Source organism: Pseudomonas sp. FIP_A4, assembly GCF_036701605.1.
In the GTDB taxonomy this organism is placed as follows: Bacteria; Pseudomonadota; Gammaproteobacteria; order Pseudomonadales; family Pseudomonadaceae; genus Stutzerimonas; species Stutzerimonas phenolilytica.
Genome location: NZ_JAYDXP010000120.1, coordinates 48,484 through 66,309 on the forward strand (window position 1 = coordinate 48,484; position 17,826 = coordinate 66,309).

Annotated in this window: 20 protein-coding genes; 6 read left to right on the forward strand and 14 right to left on the reverse strand. The window is 66.6% G+C overall.

Annotated elements, in window-relative coordinates; all coding sequences use genetic code 11:
- Positions 1 to 65 precede the first annotated feature (65 nt).
- Genes U8L64_RS06795 through U8L64_RS06815 form a run of 5 tightly spaced genes read left to right on the forward strand, consistent with a single transcriptional unit; the run spans position 66 to position 3,966 of the window.
- Positions 66 to 1,256 carry a glycosyltransferase family 4 protein gene (locus U8L64_RS06795; protein WP_043298974.1) on the forward strand — a complete coding sequence of 397 codons (1,191 nt, stop codon included), beginning with the start codon at positions 66 to 68 and terminating at the stop codon, positions 1,254 to 1,256.
- A 33-nt stretch (positions 1,257 to 1,289) separates the two neighbouring features.
- On the forward strand, positions 1,290 to 1,583 hold the full coding sequence (locus tag U8L64_RS06800) for a hypothetical protein (protein ID WP_138299769.1): 294 nt from the start codon (positions 1,290 to 1,292) through the stop codon (positions 1,581 to 1,583).
- A gap of 37 nt (positions 1,584 to 1,620) precedes the next feature.
- On the forward strand, positions 1,621 to 1,830 hold the full coding sequence (locus tag U8L64_RS06805) for a hypothetical protein (protein ID WP_043298976.1): 210 nt from the start codon (positions 1,621 to 1,623) through the stop codon (positions 1,828 to 1,830).
- Positions 1,831 to 1,853: 23 nt separating this feature from the next.
- The gene (locus U8L64_RS06810; RefSeq protein ID WP_333395056.1) at positions 1,854 to 2,852 is read left to right on the forward strand and encodes a glycosyltransferase; all 999 of its coding nucleotides are present in this window, start codon (positions 1,854 to 1,856) and stop codon (positions 2,850 to 2,852) included.
- Positions 2,853 to 2,877: 25 nt separating this feature from the next.
- Entirely contained in the window at positions 2,878 to 3,966 is a 1,089-nt protein-coding gene (locus U8L64_RS06815) for an acyltransferase family protein (protein WP_333395058.1), read from the forward strand.
- On the opposite strand, the gene U8L64_RS06820 is transcribed toward U8L64_RS06815, so the two are convergent.
- The 14 genes from U8L64_RS06820 to U8L64_RS06885 form a co-directional block, all read right to left on the reverse strand.
- Positions 3,944 to 4,981, reverse strand: coding sequence for a tetratricopeptide repeat protein (locus U8L64_RS06820; protein ID WP_043298979.1), 1,038 nt, complete (start codon positions 4,979 to 4,981; stop codon positions 3,944 to 3,946). The two genes, U8L64_RS06815 and U8L64_RS06820, sit on opposite strands and share 23 nt — an antisense overlap.
- Before the next feature lies 1 nt (position 4,982).
- Positions 4,983 to 5,957 carry a type II secretion system F family protein gene (locus U8L64_RS06825; RefSeq protein ID WP_333395061.1) on the reverse strand — a complete coding sequence of 325 codons (975 nt, stop codon included), beginning with the start codon at positions 5,955 to 5,957 and terminating at the stop codon, positions 4,983 to 4,985.
- A gap of 15 nt (positions 5,958 to 5,972) precedes the next feature.
- Entirely contained in the window at positions 5,973 to 6,959 is a 987-nt protein-coding gene (locus tag U8L64_RS06830) for a type II secretion system F family protein (RefSeq protein WP_043298981.1), read from the reverse strand.
- Positions 6,956 to 8,389 (reverse strand): CpaF family protein, encoded by a 1,434-nt coding sequence (locus U8L64_RS06835; RefSeq protein WP_077682473.1) that lies wholly within the window; start codon positions 8,387 to 8,389, stop codon positions 6,956 to 6,958. The genes U8L64_RS06830 and U8L64_RS06835 overlap by 4 nt, the downstream gene beginning before the upstream one ends.
- A gap of 2 nt (positions 8,390 to 8,391) precedes the next feature.
- On the reverse strand, positions 8,392 to 9,609 hold the full coding sequence (locus U8L64_RS06840) for an AAA family ATPase (RefSeq protein ID WP_333395065.1): 1,218 nt from the start codon (positions 9,607 to 9,609) through the stop codon (positions 8,392 to 8,394).
- Positions 9,603 to 10,100 carry a TadE/TadG family type IV pilus assembly protein gene (locus U8L64_RS06845; RefSeq protein WP_156714258.1) on the reverse strand — a complete coding sequence of 166 codons (498 nt, stop codon included), beginning with the start codon at positions 10,098 to 10,100 and terminating at the stop codon, positions 9,603 to 9,605. Before U8L64_RS06845 ends, U8L64_RS06840 begins: the two co-directional genes overlap by 7 nt.
- Positions 10,100 to 10,567: a TadE/TadG family type IV pilus assembly protein gene (locus U8L64_RS06850; RefSeq protein ID WP_333395068.1), complete on the reverse strand. Its 468-nt coding sequence runs from the start codon at positions 10,565 to 10,567 to the stop codon at positions 10,100 to 10,102. Before U8L64_RS06850 ends, U8L64_RS06845 begins: the two co-directional genes overlap by 1 nt.
- A gap of 10 nt (positions 10,568 to 10,577) precedes the next feature.
- Positions 10,578 to 11,840 carry a Tad domain-containing protein gene (locus tag U8L64_RS06855; protein WP_333395070.1) on the reverse strand — a complete coding sequence of 421 codons (1,263 nt, stop codon included), beginning with the start codon at positions 11,838 to 11,840 and terminating at the stop codon, positions 10,578 to 10,580.
- Between the two features lie 64 nt (positions 11,841 to 11,904).
- Positions 11,905 to 12,174, reverse strand: a complete 270-nt coding sequence (locus U8L64_RS06860; RefSeq protein ID WP_077682468.1) for a hypothetical protein — start codon at positions 12,172 to 12,174, stop codon at positions 11,905 to 11,907.
- A gap of 13 nt (positions 12,175 to 12,187) precedes the next feature.
- Positions 12,188 to 13,690 (reverse strand): type II and III secretion system protein family protein, encoded by a 1,503-nt coding sequence (locus U8L64_RS06865; protein ID WP_077682467.1) that lies wholly within the window; start codon positions 13,688 to 13,690, stop codon positions 12,188 to 12,190.
- A gap of 55 nt (positions 13,691 to 13,745) precedes the next feature.
- Entirely contained in the window at positions 13,746 to 14,540 is a 795-nt protein-coding gene (cpaB, locus tag U8L64_RS06870; RefSeq protein ID WP_333395073.1) for a Flp pilus assembly protein CpaB, read from the reverse strand.
- 12 nt (positions 14,541 to 14,552) lie between these two features.
- The gene (locus U8L64_RS06875; protein ID WP_043298992.1) at positions 14,553 to 15,872 is read right to left on the reverse strand and encodes an ATPase AAA; all 1,320 of its coding nucleotides are present in this window, start codon (positions 15,870 to 15,872) and stop codon (positions 14,553 to 14,555) included.
- 14 nt (positions 15,873 to 15,886) lie between these two features.
- Complete coding sequence (locus U8L64_RS06880) at positions 15,887 to 16,402, reverse strand: A24 family peptidase (protein ID WP_333395075.1); 516 nt, start codon at positions 16,400 to 16,402, stop codon at positions 15,887 to 15,889.
- Between the two features lie 5 nt (positions 16,403 to 16,407).
- Entirely contained in the window at positions 16,408 to 16,614 is a 207-nt protein-coding gene (locus U8L64_RS06885; RefSeq protein WP_008567587.1) for a Flp family type IVb pilin, read from the reverse strand.
- A gap of 309 nt (positions 16,615 to 16,923) precedes the next feature.
- Between U8L64_RS06885 and U8L64_RS06890 the strand changes: the two genes are divergently transcribed.
- Positions 16,924 to 17,820: a helix-turn-helix domain-containing protein gene (locus U8L64_RS06890; protein WP_370525247.1), complete on the forward strand. Its 897-nt coding sequence runs from the start codon at positions 16,924 to 16,926 to the stop codon at positions 17,818 to 17,820.
- The last annotated feature ends 6 nt before the right edge of the window (positions 17,821 to 17,826 follow it).

Below are 17,826 nucleotides of genomic sequence, written 5' to 3' on the forward strand. Positions count from 1 at the left end.
CGCCGCATCGCCCATTCGTGCGCCGGCGCCCCGCGCTGCCGCACCTCCACCATCGAGGTGACCCCATGAAAATCGCCATCGTTCACGACTGGCTGGTGACCTATGCCGGAGCTGAACGGGTACTCGCCGCGCTGTGCGAGACCTGGCCGGAAGCCGACCTGTTCGCCGTCATCGACTTCCTCTGCGACGAGGACCGCGCGCGGCTGGGCGGCAAGCGCGCCACCACCACCTTCATCCAACAACTGCCCAAGGCGCGCAGCGCCTACCAGAAGTACCTGCCGCTGATGCCGCTGGCCATCGAACAGCTCGACATGTCGGCATACGACCTGGTGATCTCCAGCAGCCACGCGGTCGCCAAGGGCGTGCTGACCGGCCCCAACCAGCTGCACATCAGCTACGTGCACTCGCCCATCCGCTACGCCTGGGACCTGCAGCACCAGTACCTGCACGAGGCCAGCCTGGATCGCGGCGTGAAGGCCAAGCTGGCGCGCATGCTGCTGCATTACATGCGCATGTGGGACCAGCGCACCGCCAGCGGCGTCGACGAGTTCATCGCCAACTCGCACTTCATCGCCAAGCGCATCAACAAGAGCTACCGGCGCCAGTCGACGGTCATCTACCCGCCGGTGGACACCAGCCGCTTCACCCTGCACGAGGCCAAGGAAGACTTCTACCTCACCGCCTCACGCATGGTGCCGTACAAGAAGATTCCGCTGATCGTCGAAGCCTTCGCGGCGATGCCGGACAAACGTCTGGTGGTCATCGGCACCGGCCCGGAAATGGAGCGCGTGCGCGAAGTCGCCAGCGCCAACGTCACCCTCATGGGCTACCAGAGCGACGAGGTGCTGCGCCAGTACATGCAGCGTGCCCGCGCATTCGTCTTCGCCGCCGAGGAGGACTTCGGCATTGCGCCGATCGAAGCCCAGGCCTGCGGCACGCCGGTCATTGCCTTCGCTCGCGGCGGCGTGCTGGAAACCATCCGCGGTCTGGAGCACGAAAAGCCCACCGGCGTGTTCTATCCCGAGCAGAGCGTCGACTCGATCGTCGCCGCCGTGCGGACCTTCGAGACGCATTGCCAGCGCATCAGCGCGAGCAACTGCCGCAGCAACGCGGAGCGCTTCGGTGGCGAGCGCTTCAAGCAGGAAATCAAGGCTTTCGTCGAGGCGCGAATACGGGAAGTGTCGCTGCTCGACGGACAACTGGCGCTGCAGGGACGTGCGGCCATCCAGCCGCTGCTTTCGGCCAAGCACGCCTGACCGGTACGCAACCCACCTCACGGAGATTCAAGGATGAACACCGCAAAGCAGTGGATGAAAGCTGGCCGCACCCTCGGTCTGGTCTTGCTGACCGTACAGACCGCGCATGCCGAGCCACGCCAGGTAACCAGCCCGGCCGCAACGCGCTGCATAGGCGTGGCCGTTTACGAGAGCGCCGTCAAGACGCCGCCGCGCGCCGCCTGTTTGCGGTCGCAACCGCTGCGCGCCATCGCCATACCGGCGCCGCCGACCGTGCGCGTGATCGCCGAACCGGCCGTTCAGCCCTACCTGCCCAGTACCCCGGATACCCGCCGTTACTCGTTCTGATCGACAGGCGCATCGACCGATGCGCAGGAGAACCAACATGCATCGCCCAGGTAATACCCGACGTCCAATGGTCCTCGCCGACGGCTATTCCTACACCGAAATCGTCCCGGTATCGCAGCCCGCCGGGGCCGGGCCGGGGCCGGAGTACGTGGTCATCTTCCATGCGCTGTTCCACCCCAACGATGACGATCAGCCCGCGGCGGCCTGCCCCCACGGCAGCCTGCTGTCCACCGCCGACGAAGCCTGAAACCGCCCCGCCGCGAGACGACCATGAAACGCACCACCACGATTGTGACCGTGACCTACGGCGACCGCCTGGGCTACCTGCAACAGCTGATCGAACGCGCGCTGGCCTTCGCGGCCATCGAGCGGGTGGTGGTGGTGAGCAACGCCGCCACCGCCGCGCTCGACACGCTGCGCGAACGCTGGCCGGAGCAGGTCGAGCTGCTCGAGCTGCCGCACAACAGCGGCTCGGCCAACGGCTACGCGGTCGGCATCGAAGCCGCGCTGCAGCGCGGCGCCGAATACATCTGGATGATGGACGACGACAACGCACCGAGCGCCGCCGCCGTGGAAATCCTGCATCGCGAGCTGGCCGAACTGGGCAATGAGCACGGCCTGGCGCGTGTCGCGGTTCTGGGTTTTCGCCCCACCCAGCAGGCCGATATCGCCCAGGGCGTGCCGGCCTGCTTCGCCATCCAGCCGCGTTCGAGCTACTTCGGCTTCCACGTCGCCCAACTACCCTACAAGCTCTGGCGACGCCTGCCCTGGGGCTCGCCGCGCGGCACGCCGCCACGGCGCATCAGCCTGCCGTTCGCGCCTTATGGCGGCATGCTCGCGCACCGCAGCCTGTACCAGCGCATCGGCGTGCCGCTGCGCGATCTGGTGCTGTACGCCGACGATACCGAATACACCCGCCGCATCACCGAAGACGGCGGCAGGCTGTACCTGCTCACCGATGCGCTGATCGACGAGCTGGAGCTGTCGTGGAACATCAAGGCGCGCACTCGCAACATCTACGAGGCCTTCCTGCTCGGCGACTCGGACTTTCGCGCCTACTACAGCGCGCGCAACCAGGCCTGGTTCGATACCCACGTCTGGGTCGGCTCGCGCTGGCTGCTGCGCCTGAACCGCACGATCTTCCTCGCCCTGCTACGGCTCGTCGCCCATCGGCGCAACGCCCCGCAACGCCTGCGCCTGCTGGAACGAGCCATCCACGACGGTGAACGCTGTGCACTGGGCATGAGCGAGGCGTTCCCGCTGCGCTGAGCGCTGATCCAGGAGATTACCGGCAATGAATGCCACCGATTCGCGCGACAACAACTTCGACTTCCTGCGCTTCTTCGCCGCCTCGGCGGTGGTGTTCGGCCACAGCTTCTGGCTGTCCGGCCGTGGCACCAGCGAGCCGGTACGCCTGTTCACTGGCCGTTACGACAGCGCCGACATTGCCGTTCACCTGTTTTTCGTGATGAGCGGTTATCTGATCGCCGCGTCCTGGCTCAACAGCCGCAGCGTGATCGACTTCGTCGGCAAGCGGGCGCTGCGCATCTTCCCGGCGCTGGCCGTCTCGGTGCTGCTCGGCGTGCTGGTGATCGGGCCGCTGGCTACGCAGTTGCCGCTGGCCGACTACTGGAGCGGGCAGCAGACGCTGGGCTACCTGGGCAACATCGCGCTGCTGACGCAGTTCCAGCTACCCGGCGTGTTCGTCGACAACCCCTTCCCCAACACGGTCAACGGCTCGCTCTGGACCCTGCCCTACGAGGTGCTGATGTATGCCTCGGTGGTGCTGCTGGGCATGCTCGGGCTGTTCAGCCGGCGCATGGCGCTGCTCGGGCTGGCGCTGTTGATCGCCACGCAGTTCTACCTGATTCCGGCATTCGATCTGCAGAGCGACCTGCTGCGCAAGTTCACCCGGCTGGGGGTGTTCTTCTATTTCGGCGCGGTGCTGTACCTGTACCGCCATCGCATCCGCTGGAGCTGGAAGATCGCCGTGCCGCTGCTGGCGACCAGCCTGCTCAGCGCCGGCCACGGCATCTGGCCGCTGGTACATTCGCTGACGCTGCCCTATCTGGTGATCTACCTTGCGCACCTGCGCATCCCAGGGCTTGCCGGCTTCGGCAAGGCCGGGGATTTTTCCTACGGCCTGTACATATTCAGCTTTCCGCTCCAGCAACTGCTGATGTACTGGAGCGCCGGCAACCTGCCGTTGCTGCCGTTCATGGTGCTTGGCTTCAGCGCCAGCCTGCTGGCGGCCGTGCTCTCGTGGCATCTGGTCGAGGCGCCGGCGCTGGCGCTCAAGCGCTACCTGCCGCGCGGCCCGCGTCGCGCGACGCGCAGCAGTCCCTCGCTGGTCGGCGCCACTACGGTACGGCGAACACCTTGACGTCGGCCGCCGCGGCGACCGCCTCTGTCTGGATCGGTTCCTGGCCGAGCTGGCGCACCTTGCGCAGCTGACGCACGCGCTCGAGGTTGTCCCAGGCGGTGGCGTAGTGCGACGGCGACTGCTCCATCGCGCTGCGGAAGAACTGCTCGGCCTCGTCCAGCCGGCCCTCCACCAGACAGACGTAACCCACGTCATTGCTGGCCTGGGCGCGCGAACCGATCTGCTCGAACGCCGACAGCGCCGCCTCGTAGCGCTGCGTACGCGCCAGCAACAGGCCGTAGTTGCGCCACAGCGGCGCGTAGCTGCCGTTACGGTCGAGCGCGCGGCGGTAGACCTGCTCGGCCTCCACCCAGTGTCCGGCCATGTAGTACGAGTAGCCGAGGCTGTTCTGCACCAGCGCCGAACGCGGTTCGATCTGCAACGCCAGTCGGTAGTAACGCTCGGCCAGCGGAAACTCGTTGGTCAGGTCGGCCAGCACGCCGAGCGCGTTGTACAGGCGCAGCGGCGACTGCCGGTCCACCTTCAGCGCATCCACCGCGGGCATGACGTTCTGCGACGTGTTCGCCAGGCGTTGCTGATCCAGCAGCAGTGCGCGCGACAGCAGCTCGCGCGCCACATCCTGATCGCGCTTGGCCAGTTGCAGCATGCCCATCTCCGCCAGCGCGTCGAGATCGTTCGGCGCCTTGCTCAGCACCTCCTCGAAGGCCAGTTCGGCGAGCTGGATGTTGCCGCGCTCGCGGTGAATCCGCCCCACCCAGACCAGCGCCGAATAACGCTTGGGCTCCAGCTCCAGCACGCGCAGATACTGGAACAGCGCCTGATCCAGATCCCCCGCCTGATAGGCCATGTCGGCCAGCTGCAGCGCCTGCTCCAGCGAACCGGCTTGTTGCCGCGCGCGATACAGCACCGAATGGTTGCCGGCGTAGATGGAACGTCCCTCGCCCGGCTCCGGCCCCATCGACTGACACCCGGCGAGCACGGCCGACAGGGCCAGCAGCAGACTGATTCTTCTCATCTCACAATCTCCCGAACGCTTTGAGAACGCCGATCATGGCGGGGCCGATGGCGACCAGGAAAAAGCTCGGCCACAGGCAGAAAATCAGCGGGAACACCAGCTTGGTACCGATCTTGGCGGCCTGCTCCTCCGCCGCCTGGGTACGCCGGTCGCGAAACTCCTCGGCGTAGATGCGCAACGTGTCGGCAACGCTGGTGCCGAAACGGATGCTCTGCGCCAGCAGGCTGACCAGCCCGCGCACATCCTCCAGGCCGGTGCGCTCGGCCAGATGCGCCAGTGCCGCCGCGCTGGAAATACCGGCGCGAATCTCGGCATTGACCGTCGCCAGCTCCTCGGCCAGTTCGGCCTGGCTCACCGCCATTTCCTCGGCGACCCGCTCGATGGCCTGCGGCAGGGCCAGCCCCGACTCCACGCAGACCACCATCAGGTCCAGCGCATCGGGAAACGCCCCGCGCAGCCGGGCCTGCCGGCGGTCGCGGCGCTTCTCGACGATCACTGCCGGCGCCAGCCAACCGAGGCCGACCGCCAGCCCCGCCACCAGCAGGCCGGTGGTCAGGCTGGGCGTGGTCACCATCGGCAGCACCAGCAAAGTCGCCACCAAGAGCGTGAGCGGCAGCAGCAGGCGGATCGCCCAGTACATCTGCACCGCCGCGGCAGAGCGGTAGCCGGCATGCTGCAGCAGCGCGGCGGTCGCCGAGCGCTGGCCGTCTTCGGCGCTGACGAAGCGCTGACCGACCTGCTCCAGCAGCACGTGCAGATTGCCGCGTGGCACCTGCGCGGCATGTTCGGCGCCGCGCAGGTCGCCGCGCTTGATCACCGCCAGACGCCGGCGCACCGGGTCCTGCAGGCCCATCACCAGGACCGACAGGGTGCCCACCGCCAGCATCGCGCTCAGCGCCACGGCCAGCAGGAAGATCAGCCGTACCTGCTGTTCATCGCCCACCACGCTCTGCACCAGCCCGTAGAGATAGTCCATCACCGCGCCCCCCGCTCAAACCTGGATACGGATGATCCGGCGTATCCAGAAGATGCCCAGCAGCATCGCGCCGAAGGCCGCCATGCTGAGTTTCTGCCCGATGGGTTCGTTGACCAGCAACGGCAGATACTCCGGCGTGGTCAGCATGATCACCGCCGCCAGCACGAACGGCACCGACACCAGCACCCAGGCCGACATCCGCCCTTCGGCCGACAGCGTGCGGACCTTGCGCTGGAAGCGGAAACGCTCGCGAATCAACCGGCTGAGGCGCTCCAGCACCTCGGTCAGGTTGCCGCCGGTTTCGCGGTGGATGAGGATGCTGGTCACCAGCATCATCACCGTCATGCTCGGCATCCGCTCCAGCAGGCCGAGCATGGCGCGGCGCACGTCGTTGCCGTAGTTGATGTCGGCGAAGGTCAGGCCGAACTCGTGGGCGACCGCGCCCTGGTGCTCGTCAGCTACCAGCCGCAGCGTTTCGTTGAACGGATGGCCGGCGCGCAGCGCGCGGCACATGGCATCCAGCGCATCGGCCAGGCCCTCCTCGAACTCGGCGAAGCGATTGGCACGGTCACGTCCGATCTTCAGCAGCGGCAGCCAGAACGCCGCAAAACCCAGCAGCGCCGCCAGCCACCACAGCCGCAACAGCAACCAACCGAGCAGTGCCACTGCGACGCCCAGCACCAGCCCCAGCAGCACCACGCGATAGGCGCGGTAGTGGTGTCCGCTCTGCTCGATCGTCTGCGCCAGCCGCTCCATCAGCGGCAGCTGCTCCAGCGCGGCATCCAGCGGCGACAGGCGCTTGAGGTACTTCTGGCGCAGCAGCACCTGCATGTTCGGCAGATCGCTGGCCTGTTCGAGCAGCTGCAGACGCTCGCGGATGCGCTTGCGTACCCGCCCCGCCTCGCCGAATACCGGCACCGTCAGGCCCTGGCTGAGCAAGAACACCGCGACGAAGATCATGCCGAAGAACGCCAGGAAGAATTCAGCGGGAAGCTGGCTCATGGCTGCAAGGCCTCCATCCAATCCGGGCGGAACAGCTCCAGCGGCAGCTCGATGCCGCGCTTGGCCAGCACGTCGCGGAACGCCGGGACCATGCCGGTCGGCCGGTAATCGCCGAGCACCTCGCCGTGCTCGCCAATGCCGCGGCGCTCGAAGGTGAAGATCTCGGTCATAGTGATGATCTCGCCTTCCATGCCGTTGATCTCCTGCACGCTGACCAGCCGCCGCTTGCCGTCTTCCTGACGTTCGAGCTGAATGACCACGTCGATGGCCGAAGCGATCTGCTGACGCAGGGCCTTGATCGGGAAGGTCGCGCCGCTCATCGACACCATGTTCTCGATGCGGCTCAGGGCGTCTCGCGGGGTGTTGGCGTGGATGGTGGTGATCGAGCCGTCGTGGCCGGTGTTCATCGCCGCCAGCATGTCCAGCGCCTCGGCGCCACGCACCTCACCGATGACGATGCGGTCCGGGCGCATACGCAGGCTGTTGCGCACCAGCTCGCGCTGGTTCACCTCGCCACGCCCCTCGATATTCGGCGGCCGGGTTTCCAGGCGCACCACATGCGGCTGCTGCAGCTGCAGCTCGGCCGAGTCCTCGATGGTGACGATGCGCTCGTTGTGCGGGATGAAACTCGACAGCACGTTGAGCATGGTGGTCTTGCCGGTGCCGGTGCCGCCGGAGACCAGTACGTTCATCCGCCCGCGCACGATGGCCTTGAGCACCAGGGCGATGGCCGGCGTCAGCGTGCCCATCTGCACCAGACTCTCGGCATTCAGCAGGTCCACGGCGAAGCGGCGGATCGACACGCTCGGCCCGTCAATGGCCAGCGGCGGGATGATCGCGTTGACCCGCGAGCCGTCCTTCAGCCGCGCATCCACCAGCGGCGAGGATTCGTCGATGCGCCGGCCGAGACTGGACACGATGCGATCGATGATGTTGAGCAGGTGCTGGTCGTCGCGAAAGCGCACATCGGTGCGCTGCAGCTTGCCGTGGCGTTCGACGTAGACCGAGGCATGGCCGTTGACCAGGATGTCCGACACCGTGGCGTCGGCCAGCAGCGGCTCCAGCGGGCCGAGGCCGAGCACTTCGTCGGTGATCTGCTTGATGATCTGCTGGCGCCCGGCGGCGCTCACCGGCGCGGCATGTTCGTCGAGCAGGCGCTGGCAGATTTCGCGGATCTGCCACGTCGCATCCGCCGGCTCCAGGGAATCGAGCAGCGACAGGTCCATCACCTTGAGCAGCTGCTGGTAGATTTTCTCGCGCCACTCGGCATCGATCGGGTTGAGCTGGCTGCGGGTCTCGTACAGCGACTCGACCGTCGCACTCTCCCAGGCCATGAGGTTGTCCGCCGCTGCGGCCGCGGCTTGCGGCGTCGGTGCGCTGGGCGGGGTTCGCTTGCCTGCCTGCAGGCGGTTGCGCAGTTCGCTGAGCATGATCAACCCCCGAAGAATCGGCCAAAGGTGCGTTTGAGCAGCCCCGGCGCCACGGCCTCGCCACCGAGCAGTTCCCGGCTCATCTGCGCGATGCTCTGGGTCAGCGCTGCGCGCGGAGCGTGCAGCTCCAGCGGCACGCCGGTGTTCTGGCTTTCGCTGGTTACCGCGTAGTCGTTCGGCAGCCTCTGCGGTTCGCCGCAGCGCAGCGCCTCGGCGATGTCCTTGAGGCTGACCGGTGCCGTCTTGTCGTAGCGATTGACCACCACCTGCAAGCGCTCGCCGGCAACGCCGAGGTCTTCGCGCAGGATGCGCACCAGTCGCGCGGCATCCTTGAGGTGGCTGAGCGACTGCTGCATCACCACATAAACGTGATCGGCCTGCTCCAGGGCGATGCCGGTGAGGTGGTCGATCTGCCGCGGCAGGTCCACCACCACCCAGTCATAGCTGCCGCGCGCCAGGCTGAGCAGGCTTTCCAGCTGCTCCAGCTGCACGTCCTGAGTCAGGCACAGCTCGCCAGCGCGTCCGCCGAGCACATCCAGCGTCGGGCTGAAGTGGCTGCAGAAACCATGCAGCGCGATGCCGTCCAGCTCATTGACGCGCTGCAGCACCTCGATGTGGCTATGGGTCGGATGGACGTCCAGGCAATGCGCGACGCTGCCGAACTGCAGGTCCAGGTCGAGCAGCAAGGTACGCCGGCCGCGGGCGCTGAGCGCGTGGGCCAGGTTGCAGGCCAGCATGGTGGCGCCGGAGCCGCCCTTGGCGTTCATGATGGCGATCACCTTGCCGCCGCACGCCTGGCCGTCACGCAGCTCCAGCGAAATACGGCCGATGGCGGCAAGCAGCTCGTGCGCCAGCACCGGCTCCGGGAAGAAATCCCGTGCGCCCGCCTGCATCGCCAGGCGCATGCAGTCGCGATCGTCCTGCGGGCCGCACACCAGCAGCGGCGGCCGCAACTGCGCCGGATGCTGCTGCAGCGCGCCCAGTTCCTCGCGCCACAGGTGGCTGGCATGCAGCAGCAGCACATCGGGCATTTGCTCCAGCCCGTACAGCGGATCGGTGTGGCCGTTGCTCACCAGCCGCGTACTGACCTCCAAGCCGGGAAGCTCCTGGATCAGCGCCTTGAGGCGGGTCAGCGCGGCAGCATCGCGGCTGCTGATCAATATGCGCAAGGTTTGCCGACCGGTCACGACGACGCTGGGCATTTCGAGTGTATTCAGCATGGCGTGATCTCCGGGATGACATCAGGCTCGGCGTGGCGGCCGAGGCTTTCGCGAGGCAGGGTGGAAAAGAACGGCGGCAGCGTGAACACGCCGCGCAGACCGGGAATCAGCAGGTTGAAAGTGAAGTTCTCCACGCGCAGCTGCACGTAGCGGATGTTGCTGAAGCCCGTGCTGCCGGCGGCTGCCGGGGCGATCTCGGCGCCATTGGCGTCCAGGTACACCAGCCGCAGGTCGCTGGTGTCGAGGTTGGCGATCAGGCCGCTCGCGCCGGTTTCGTCGGCCGCGTTGAAGATCGCCCGGCGCAGGATGCGCGGATCGTCGATGTTGCACACCGCCGCCAGCCGCGCGCCACGGCGTACCGTTTCGTTGAGCGCGTTGACGGTGAAGAACAGCCGGCCCATCTCCAGCACGCCGAACAGCAGCACGAACAGCAGCAGCCCGACGATGGCGAACTCCACCACGTAAACCCCGCGCATGCGTCTGGCGTTCATCACAGCGCCCTCATCACGCTGGTGGCCACCAGCGGAAAGCTCAGCACGCTCGCGCCATAGCCGACGTCCGGCAGACCGCTGCCGATGATCGGCCGAAACGCATAGCTGATGCTGACCTGCACGTGATCGGCCCCCTGCACACCGACCGTCACCTGGGCGGTGGTCAGCCCGCTGACCAGCGGCTGGCTGCCGGCGCTCGCCACCGGTACGCCATAGACCGCCAACGCACGGGCCTGGGCGCGCAGCTCGTCGGTCAGCTCCAGCCGTCCGAGCGTGCGGTTCCAGGCCTGGCCAGCGACGAAGCGGCTGGCGTCGCGGCTGGCCTGCAGCAAGCTGTTGTACTGGTACAGCAGGCGGCCCATCTCGCCGACGGCGAGCAGCAAGAGCAGCAGCAGCGGCAGCGCGATGGCGAATTCCACCATCGCCAGCCCGCGCTGGCGCATCCGGGTGTTCGTCAGGCTGTGCATGGTTGCCTCCTCACGAATCGCTGCTCGGCGTGCGGTTGTTATCGATGTAGGTCTTGTACAGCTGGATGATCTGCGGGCCGCTGTCTTCCGTTGGCGTGGGACCGGCGACACCATCGCCCTGGCATTCACGCACGAACTGGCCAAGCACCTGCTTATCGGTCCCACCCTGCTCCACTCGCTGCAGCAGGTAGAAGCAACCGAATCCCAGCACGGGTACCGAAGTGGCGCCGCTACCGGGAACACCAGCGCAATCGCCGATTACCACATTGAGCATTCGCCGCTCGGCTACCCCGCTACATAAATCAGGATTGCTGGCGCATTCCTGGGTGGTCTGCTGCCAATCATTGGCATCAACCAGAGAGGTGCCGCCGGCCGACAGGTTGCCGGAGTTGCTGATGACCTCTTGTCCCTGAAATTTGGGCGTGGAACCGTCCATGACCACTAGCGGCTCGCTGTAATCCGTGAACCAGTCCGCCGGGCAGCTTGTGGCGTTGACTGGGCCGTTGTAGATACCCAAACGAGTGTTCAAACCCTGGGCCACCGGCCCCCAGGTCATGCCGGGCTCGGTATCCACCGAATCGCCCACGATGGTGCATTGCTCGACGCCTGCGCAGAACGCCTCGCGGATAGCGGCGCCGCCAGAACCGCCAGCCAGACGCAATAACTGGCAGTTGCCCGCGCTCGGGCTGCCAGGCTTGTCGCAGGTAAGCGCGACCAGATCGCCAAATTCGTACCCCCAGAACTCGTTGTTTTCGGGGTTGTGCTTAGTCGGATCGCCACATACGAGGATCGGCTCGATCTTGCACGGCGCGATGGTCGGGCTGGGGCCGGCGGTGGCGACCGCCGCCACGCGCTTGTCCGCGTCGCTGCCGAACATCGACAGCATTCCCCAGAAGAAACGCGCCAGCGGAAACTCGGCCACGGTCACGCGCACGTAGCGGGCATCGGTCGGCCCCGGGAAGGCGAACGGCCCATAGACGCTGGCCGCCAGCTCGACGCGCACGAAGTCGCCCAGGTCGCTGCCCACCGCCTCGCCCAGCTCGTGGTTGCCGGCCGCCTCGGCGTTGCGCCGGAAGGTGTCGAGCGCGGCGTCGCGGCTCAGCGTGCCTGCGTTGCCCGAGCCCATGACCTGCTGCAGCGTCTTGGCGCCGCTCAGCGCGGCGGCGTCCACGGCGTTCTGCAGGCGTGTCTTGTTGACCAGCATGTGGCTGCCATCGAGCGCCAGCGCCGCCATCAGCAGGATTGCGGCCAGCGCCAGGACGACCAACGCCATGACCGAGCCACGCTGGTGCCGGGGTAGCGAGTGCGTTGCGCGTGAGGCGTGCATGGCGCCGGCCTCAGTTTTCCAGGTTGATCTGGATCGGCTGCGCAACCTGCCGGGCATCGCCGGTGACGTCGCGGTAACCGTCGAGCACCTGCTCGGTCAGCGGGCCGTCGAAGCCGGTCGCCGGCAGCGCCGTACCCGGGTTGGCGGCGGTCTGCTGGTCGGCGATCTGCTGGTAGAGCGTGGCGTTGACCGAGCTGCCGAGCGGGCCGACGCGGCCTTCCTGATAGGGAATGCAACCGGCCAGCAGGGCGAACAGACACAGCGGAACGATGGTTTTCATGGTGGCGGCTCCGTTATTTGAGGTCGTGGCCGAAGCGGCCTTCGCTGATGCCCAGGCTCACCGGCACCGCGCGGCCCGGCGTGCTGCCCTTGGTCTTGCCGAGCAGGTAGAACTCGGCGTCGCTGGGTTCGACGAAATGCTCGGTCGGCAGGCGCACCGTGCGCGCATCCACCGGCTTGGCCAGATGCGGCGTGACCAGGATCACCAGCTCGGTCTCGCCGTGGATGAACTGCTGGCTGCGGAACAGCTGGCCCAGCACCGGCACATCGCCCAGGCCGGGGAAGCGGCTGACGAAGTCGCGGGTGTTCTCGCTGATCAGGCCGGCGATGGCGATGGTCTGGCCGTTGCCCAGCTCGACGGTGGACTGCGCGCTGCGCTTGGTCAGCGACGGGATGACCTGGTTGACGCCGTTGCCGAGGATGCTTTCCAGGCCGGTGTCGAGCACCAGCGAATTGGCGTTGGAGAGTTCGCTGACCGATACGTTGAGGTTGAGGTTGATCCGCCCGGAATCGAGTACCACCGGGAGGAACTTCACGCCGACGCCGAATTCCTTGAACTCGATGGTGATGCCATCGTCTTCGGTGATAGGCACCGGGAATTCGCCACCGGAGATGAACTCCGCCTGCTGCCCGGTCAGCGTGGTCAGCGTCGGTTCGGCGAGCACCTTGGCCGAGCCATTGTCCTTGGCCGCTTCGAGCACCACGTTGAAGAGGAAGTTGTCCGACAGGAACTGGCCGAAGATGCCGGTGCCGTCGCCGAACAGCGTGGTCGGGTTGACCAGGCCGTCCTCGTCGAAGCCCAACCCGTCGCCATTGTTGAACCCCCCGCCCGACCAGCGCCCGGACGAACCGAAGTCCAACGCGTTGAAGCGCACGTTGAGGTTCTTGAACAGGTTGCGCTGCATCTCGGCGACCTTCACCTCCAGCATTACCTGCTGGCTGCCGCCGACGCTCATCAGGTTGATCAGCGGCATCGGCTGCTCAGCGGCGGCGCCGGCTGGCGCGCCCTGCTTATCGTCCTTGGTGGCCTGCTGGGCGTAGCTCTCGGCCAGCTTCAGCGCGCTGTCCATCGCCGCCGCATTGCTCACCTGGCCGCGCAGCACCAGCGCGCCCTGGGCGCTGAACACTTCGATGGGCTCGTTGGGCAGCACCTGATGCAGCTTGCCTTTGAGCCCGCTCAGGTCGTGCACCACTTCCAGATCGAGGCTGTCGATCAGGCGGTTGTTGCCGTCCCACAGCAGCACGTTGGTGCTGCCCAGCGAGCGCCCGAGCAGGTACAGCTGCGTTGGGCTGGTGATGAGAATGTCGGCGATCGCCGGGTTGCCCACCGAGATACGCTTGACCGCCGTGCGCGTGGTCAGCACCCGCGATTTGTAGATCGGCACCTGCACGTCGCTGATATTGGCCGCCGGCGTGGCGCGTACTGCCGGCACGGTTTCGGCGCCCGCCAGCCCGGACAGCATCGCCAGGCTCCCCAGCATCAGGGCCAGAGCCCCCACTCTGCGCATGTTCTTCATAGCCCTCTCCTTGCATGTCAGGCCGTCGCGGCCGCGCGTCGCTGGCGGTGGTGGCCTACAGGCCCACCTTCGTCATGTTCACCTCGGTGCCGCGAATGATCGTCACGCCGCTATCCGCCGGCGCGCGCCGGCGCACCACCGGTTTCGGCGCCACGGCCACGGGAGCCGCGGCCGGCGCGGCGGCGACGGGTTTCTTCTGGTTATCCAGCGGGTTGCGCAGCGCCAGTTGCAGGCGCCCTTCGGTCATGGCCTTGACCAGCTCTTCGGCTTCCTCGGAAGTCATTTCCAGCGTGACCGCGCGCACCACCACCGGCTGGGTCTTGTCGGTGCTGGCGGTCTGGTCGACGGCCAGCACGCGCAGGTCTTCGAGGATGGTCTTGGCCTCGGCTTCATCGCCGCTGCCCTTGCGCTTGGTGGCCAGTACATCGACCCGGTTGCCCGGCAGGAGGAAGCCGCCCACCCCCACCACGTCGTCGACGCGCACCGACACCGCGCGCTTGTCGGTGGCGATCAGCGAGGCCAGCGTGCTGCCGCCCAGGTGCTCGGCCAGCCGCGCGCCGCGCAGCACATCGCCGCGCAGCATGCCGAAGGTGGCGATCTTGCCGATCACCTCCTCGGTGGTCGCGAAGGAGTCGTCCGGCACGGTGCCCTTGGGCATGCGCACCAGGGTCACGTGCTGCGCCTCGACCATCTGCCCGAAGGGAATCTCGGTGGTGGCCACCACCACGTTCTGGGTCTTGTCGGTGGTGCCGGCGTCGAGCCGGGCGCTCAGCCAGTTGTTGGCCATCCAGACCGCGCCCAGACCGAGCAGCAGCGATAGCGCGATCAGCGTGAGGGTACGTGAGCCCATGTCTGCATCTCCTTATTCGAGGTAGTCGAGCTGAACGAAGTAGTTTTTCCAGGCCCAGTGCAGGTCGGTCGGGGTCAGCGGGCCGCTGGCGCCGACGTAGCGCTGGCGATCGAGCGCCATGCCCAGCAGGTCACGCGGGTGACAGGGCACCAGCGGCATGCCTTCGGCCTCGTAGAGTTCGCGCAGGACGTAGCGCAGCAGCTGCGGATCGAAGTCGATCCCCAGGCGCTCGCTCTCCTGGCGCCAGATGCCCTGGTATTCCGAGGGCTTGAGGTAGCTGAAGCGCAGCTTGTAGCCGATGCGCCGCAGGAAGGCCTCGTCGGCCAGTTCCAGCGGATTGAGGTTGGTGGAGAACACCAGGATCAGGTCGAACGGCAACACGCACTGGCGGCCGCCCCCGAGGTTGAGGAAGTCGCGTTTTTCCTCCATCGGCACGATCCAGCGGTTGAACAGCTCGGCCGGCGGCATGCGCTGGCGCCCGAGGTCGTCGATGATGAACAGGCCGTTGCTCGCCTTGAGCTGCAGCGGCGCCAGGAAGCGCCGGCTCAGCGGGTCGTAGCGCACGTCCAGCTGTTCCATGCTCAGTTCGCCACCGCAGGCCACCAGCGGGCGCATGCAGCACAGCAGGCGCCGGTCGATGCCTTCGTTGAGCAGCAGGTTGTTCTGTCCGGGTTCATCCAGACGCTGGTGAATCTGCGGGTCGTAGATTTCCACCACCGCATCGTTGACGGCGATGGCGTGCGGCACCCAGATCGCTTCGCTGAACAGCCGTATCAGGCGGCCGCTGATGTAGGTCTTACCGGTACCGGCCGGGCCGTAGATCATGATCGCGCGGCCGGAATTCACCGCCACGCCGAGCTGGTCGAGCAGTTCGCCGGCGAGCACCACGCCGCTGTAGGCCGCGCGCATCTTCTCGGCGTCGATTCGTGCGTGGTGGACGGTCTGCAGCTTGACCAGCGAGCGATAGGTACTCACCGGAAACGGCGCGGCACCGATGTAGCCGCCGCGATCCAGCGCGTCGCGCGCGGCGTTTCGGCCACGCTCGGTCAGACCGTAGCGCAGCGCCTGGCCGTTGTGCTGGCCGAGCACCTCGATGCGGCCATCCTTGCGCAGCAGGCCCAGCACTTCCTCCAGCACGGTGCCGGGCAACGCCAGCCGGTCGACCAGCCGCGCCATGTCCAGCGCGCCGCCTTCGTGCAGGTGCTTGCACAGCAGATCGACGAGCAGCTGGTCGCTCAGCCCGGTCTCGGCGATGGTGCGCGGCTGCGGCGCCAGGCGCTGCACCGTTTCACGCTCGCTCGGGTAGGCATCGCTATCGCTGACGGCGTACATGGCGGCCTCCCGCGCTAGTTGAAGTGGAACCACAGGCTGCTGGCGAGCGTGCCCAGCAGAATTGCGATGGCATACGGAAACGGCTGGCCGGCGACCTCACCCGGCACTGCGGCGAGGTAGGTCTGGGTGCGCAGCATCAGTCCGTAGCGCCCCAGCGTCTGGCGCAACTGCCCGCGCCAGACCACCAGAGCCAGCCCGCACAGGCCGCCGGCCATCAGGCTGGCGGCGGTCGCCCCCAGCGCCTGTGCGGGCGTCAGGAACACCCCGACCATCCCCATCAGCTTCACATCGCCAGCCGCCATACCGCCCACGGCGTACAGCAGCAGAAACAGCCCGAAGCCGATCAATCCCCCCAGCAGCCCCTGCCCCAGCCCGCCCAGCCCCCCGCTGAACAGCTGCCCGGCCAGCCCCAGCGCCAAACCGGTCAGGATCAACAGGTTGGGGATGCGGTGGTGGCGCAGATCGCTGACCACCGCATAACCCAGCAGCGAGAGCAGCAACAGCCCGCTGACCCAGCCTTGAGGGCTCATAACTACTAGTTCGTCGGAGCAGCAGCCGTAGTCCCGCCAAGCGCTGTAATGAGCTGGTTGATCTTGGCAAGAACCGCAGCGCCAAGGTTGGTAAATGCAAGCGCGACAGTCGCCGTTATCAACCCACCCGCCACCGCATACTCCACGATGGTCAGCCCGTCTTCGTCCTTCGCGAACTTCAGCACTGCGCGCTTGATCGTTTGAATGGTCATTTCGCTCACCTCACTGAGGAATGTCGGTTCAACAGCTGGCGACGCTTCGTGCGCCGCTCGAGGTGGAAGATAGTCAGAGTGCCACTACTCGGTTAGGACTCCGTTGCGGGTCGCTAGGACTCAATTTCCAGACGCCGCAAACGCTCTGGTTGGCGCCCTCGGGCGACGTTGGCGGGGCGGATGGGAAGCGTTCGCACACTCATAACGGCAAATAGCCATCTAGCGCAGCGCTTAGCAGAATCGATTCCTAGCGACTGATGGCGCATCGCCAATACTCTCTGCGAACAAGTACAACCAAGAGCTGAGTCTGTGCAGAAGTCAAACTCGCCCACCCTTCCTTTGTTGCTCTGGCTCGACCTGTCCCATGACCGCAGTACCGCGACGCTGATGCAACAGTTCACCCCGTTCGCCGAATGCCGTCTGCTACAGAGCCACAGCCTTGTCGCGAGCCCGCACAACCGCCGGATCGACATGATCTGCATGCACTACGATCGCCCCGACGTGCTCGGCCTGAACCAGCTGCAGCAGGTCAAGCGCGCCGCGCCGTCGATTCCGATCACCATGTTCACCGTGCAGCACTCCGAGGAGCTGGCGGTGTGGGCGATGCGCTCGCGGGTCTGGGAGTACCTCACCCTGCCGCTGTCAGCAGCCGAGCTGCAGCGTTATCGCCTGGCACTGCAACAGCTCTGCGAGCTGCGCCAGCAGCCCGAGGGCGGCAACCGCAAGACGCCCAGCGAGCACTTTCCCGACCTGCCGGCCAGCATCCGTCTTACTGCCGATCACCAGAAGCACCAGTCGCTCGCCCGCGCGCTGCACTACATCGACCAGCACCTGTGCGAAAACATCGACCAGCGAGACCTGGCGCAGCTGTGCGGGATGACGCCCTCGCGCTTCAGCCGCCTGTTCAAGGACGTGCACGGCGTCTGCTACCAGGAGTACGTGCTGGGCAAGCGCCTGGAACTGGCCAAGGACCGGCTCGACAACAGCCGGATGTCCATCACCACCATCGGTTACGAGGCCGGCTTTCGCGATCCGTCCTACTTCGCCCGGGCCTTCAAACAGCTCGTCGGCTGCACCCCGAGTGAATATCGCGCCAACGCCGGCGTGGCCGCCCGCGAGGCGGTTCGCGACCTGTCCGACGCGCAGCGCCTGGGCCTGGAGGCCGAGTCGCTGCCCCTGACCGAGCCGACCTTCCTGTCGAAATAGCGCTCC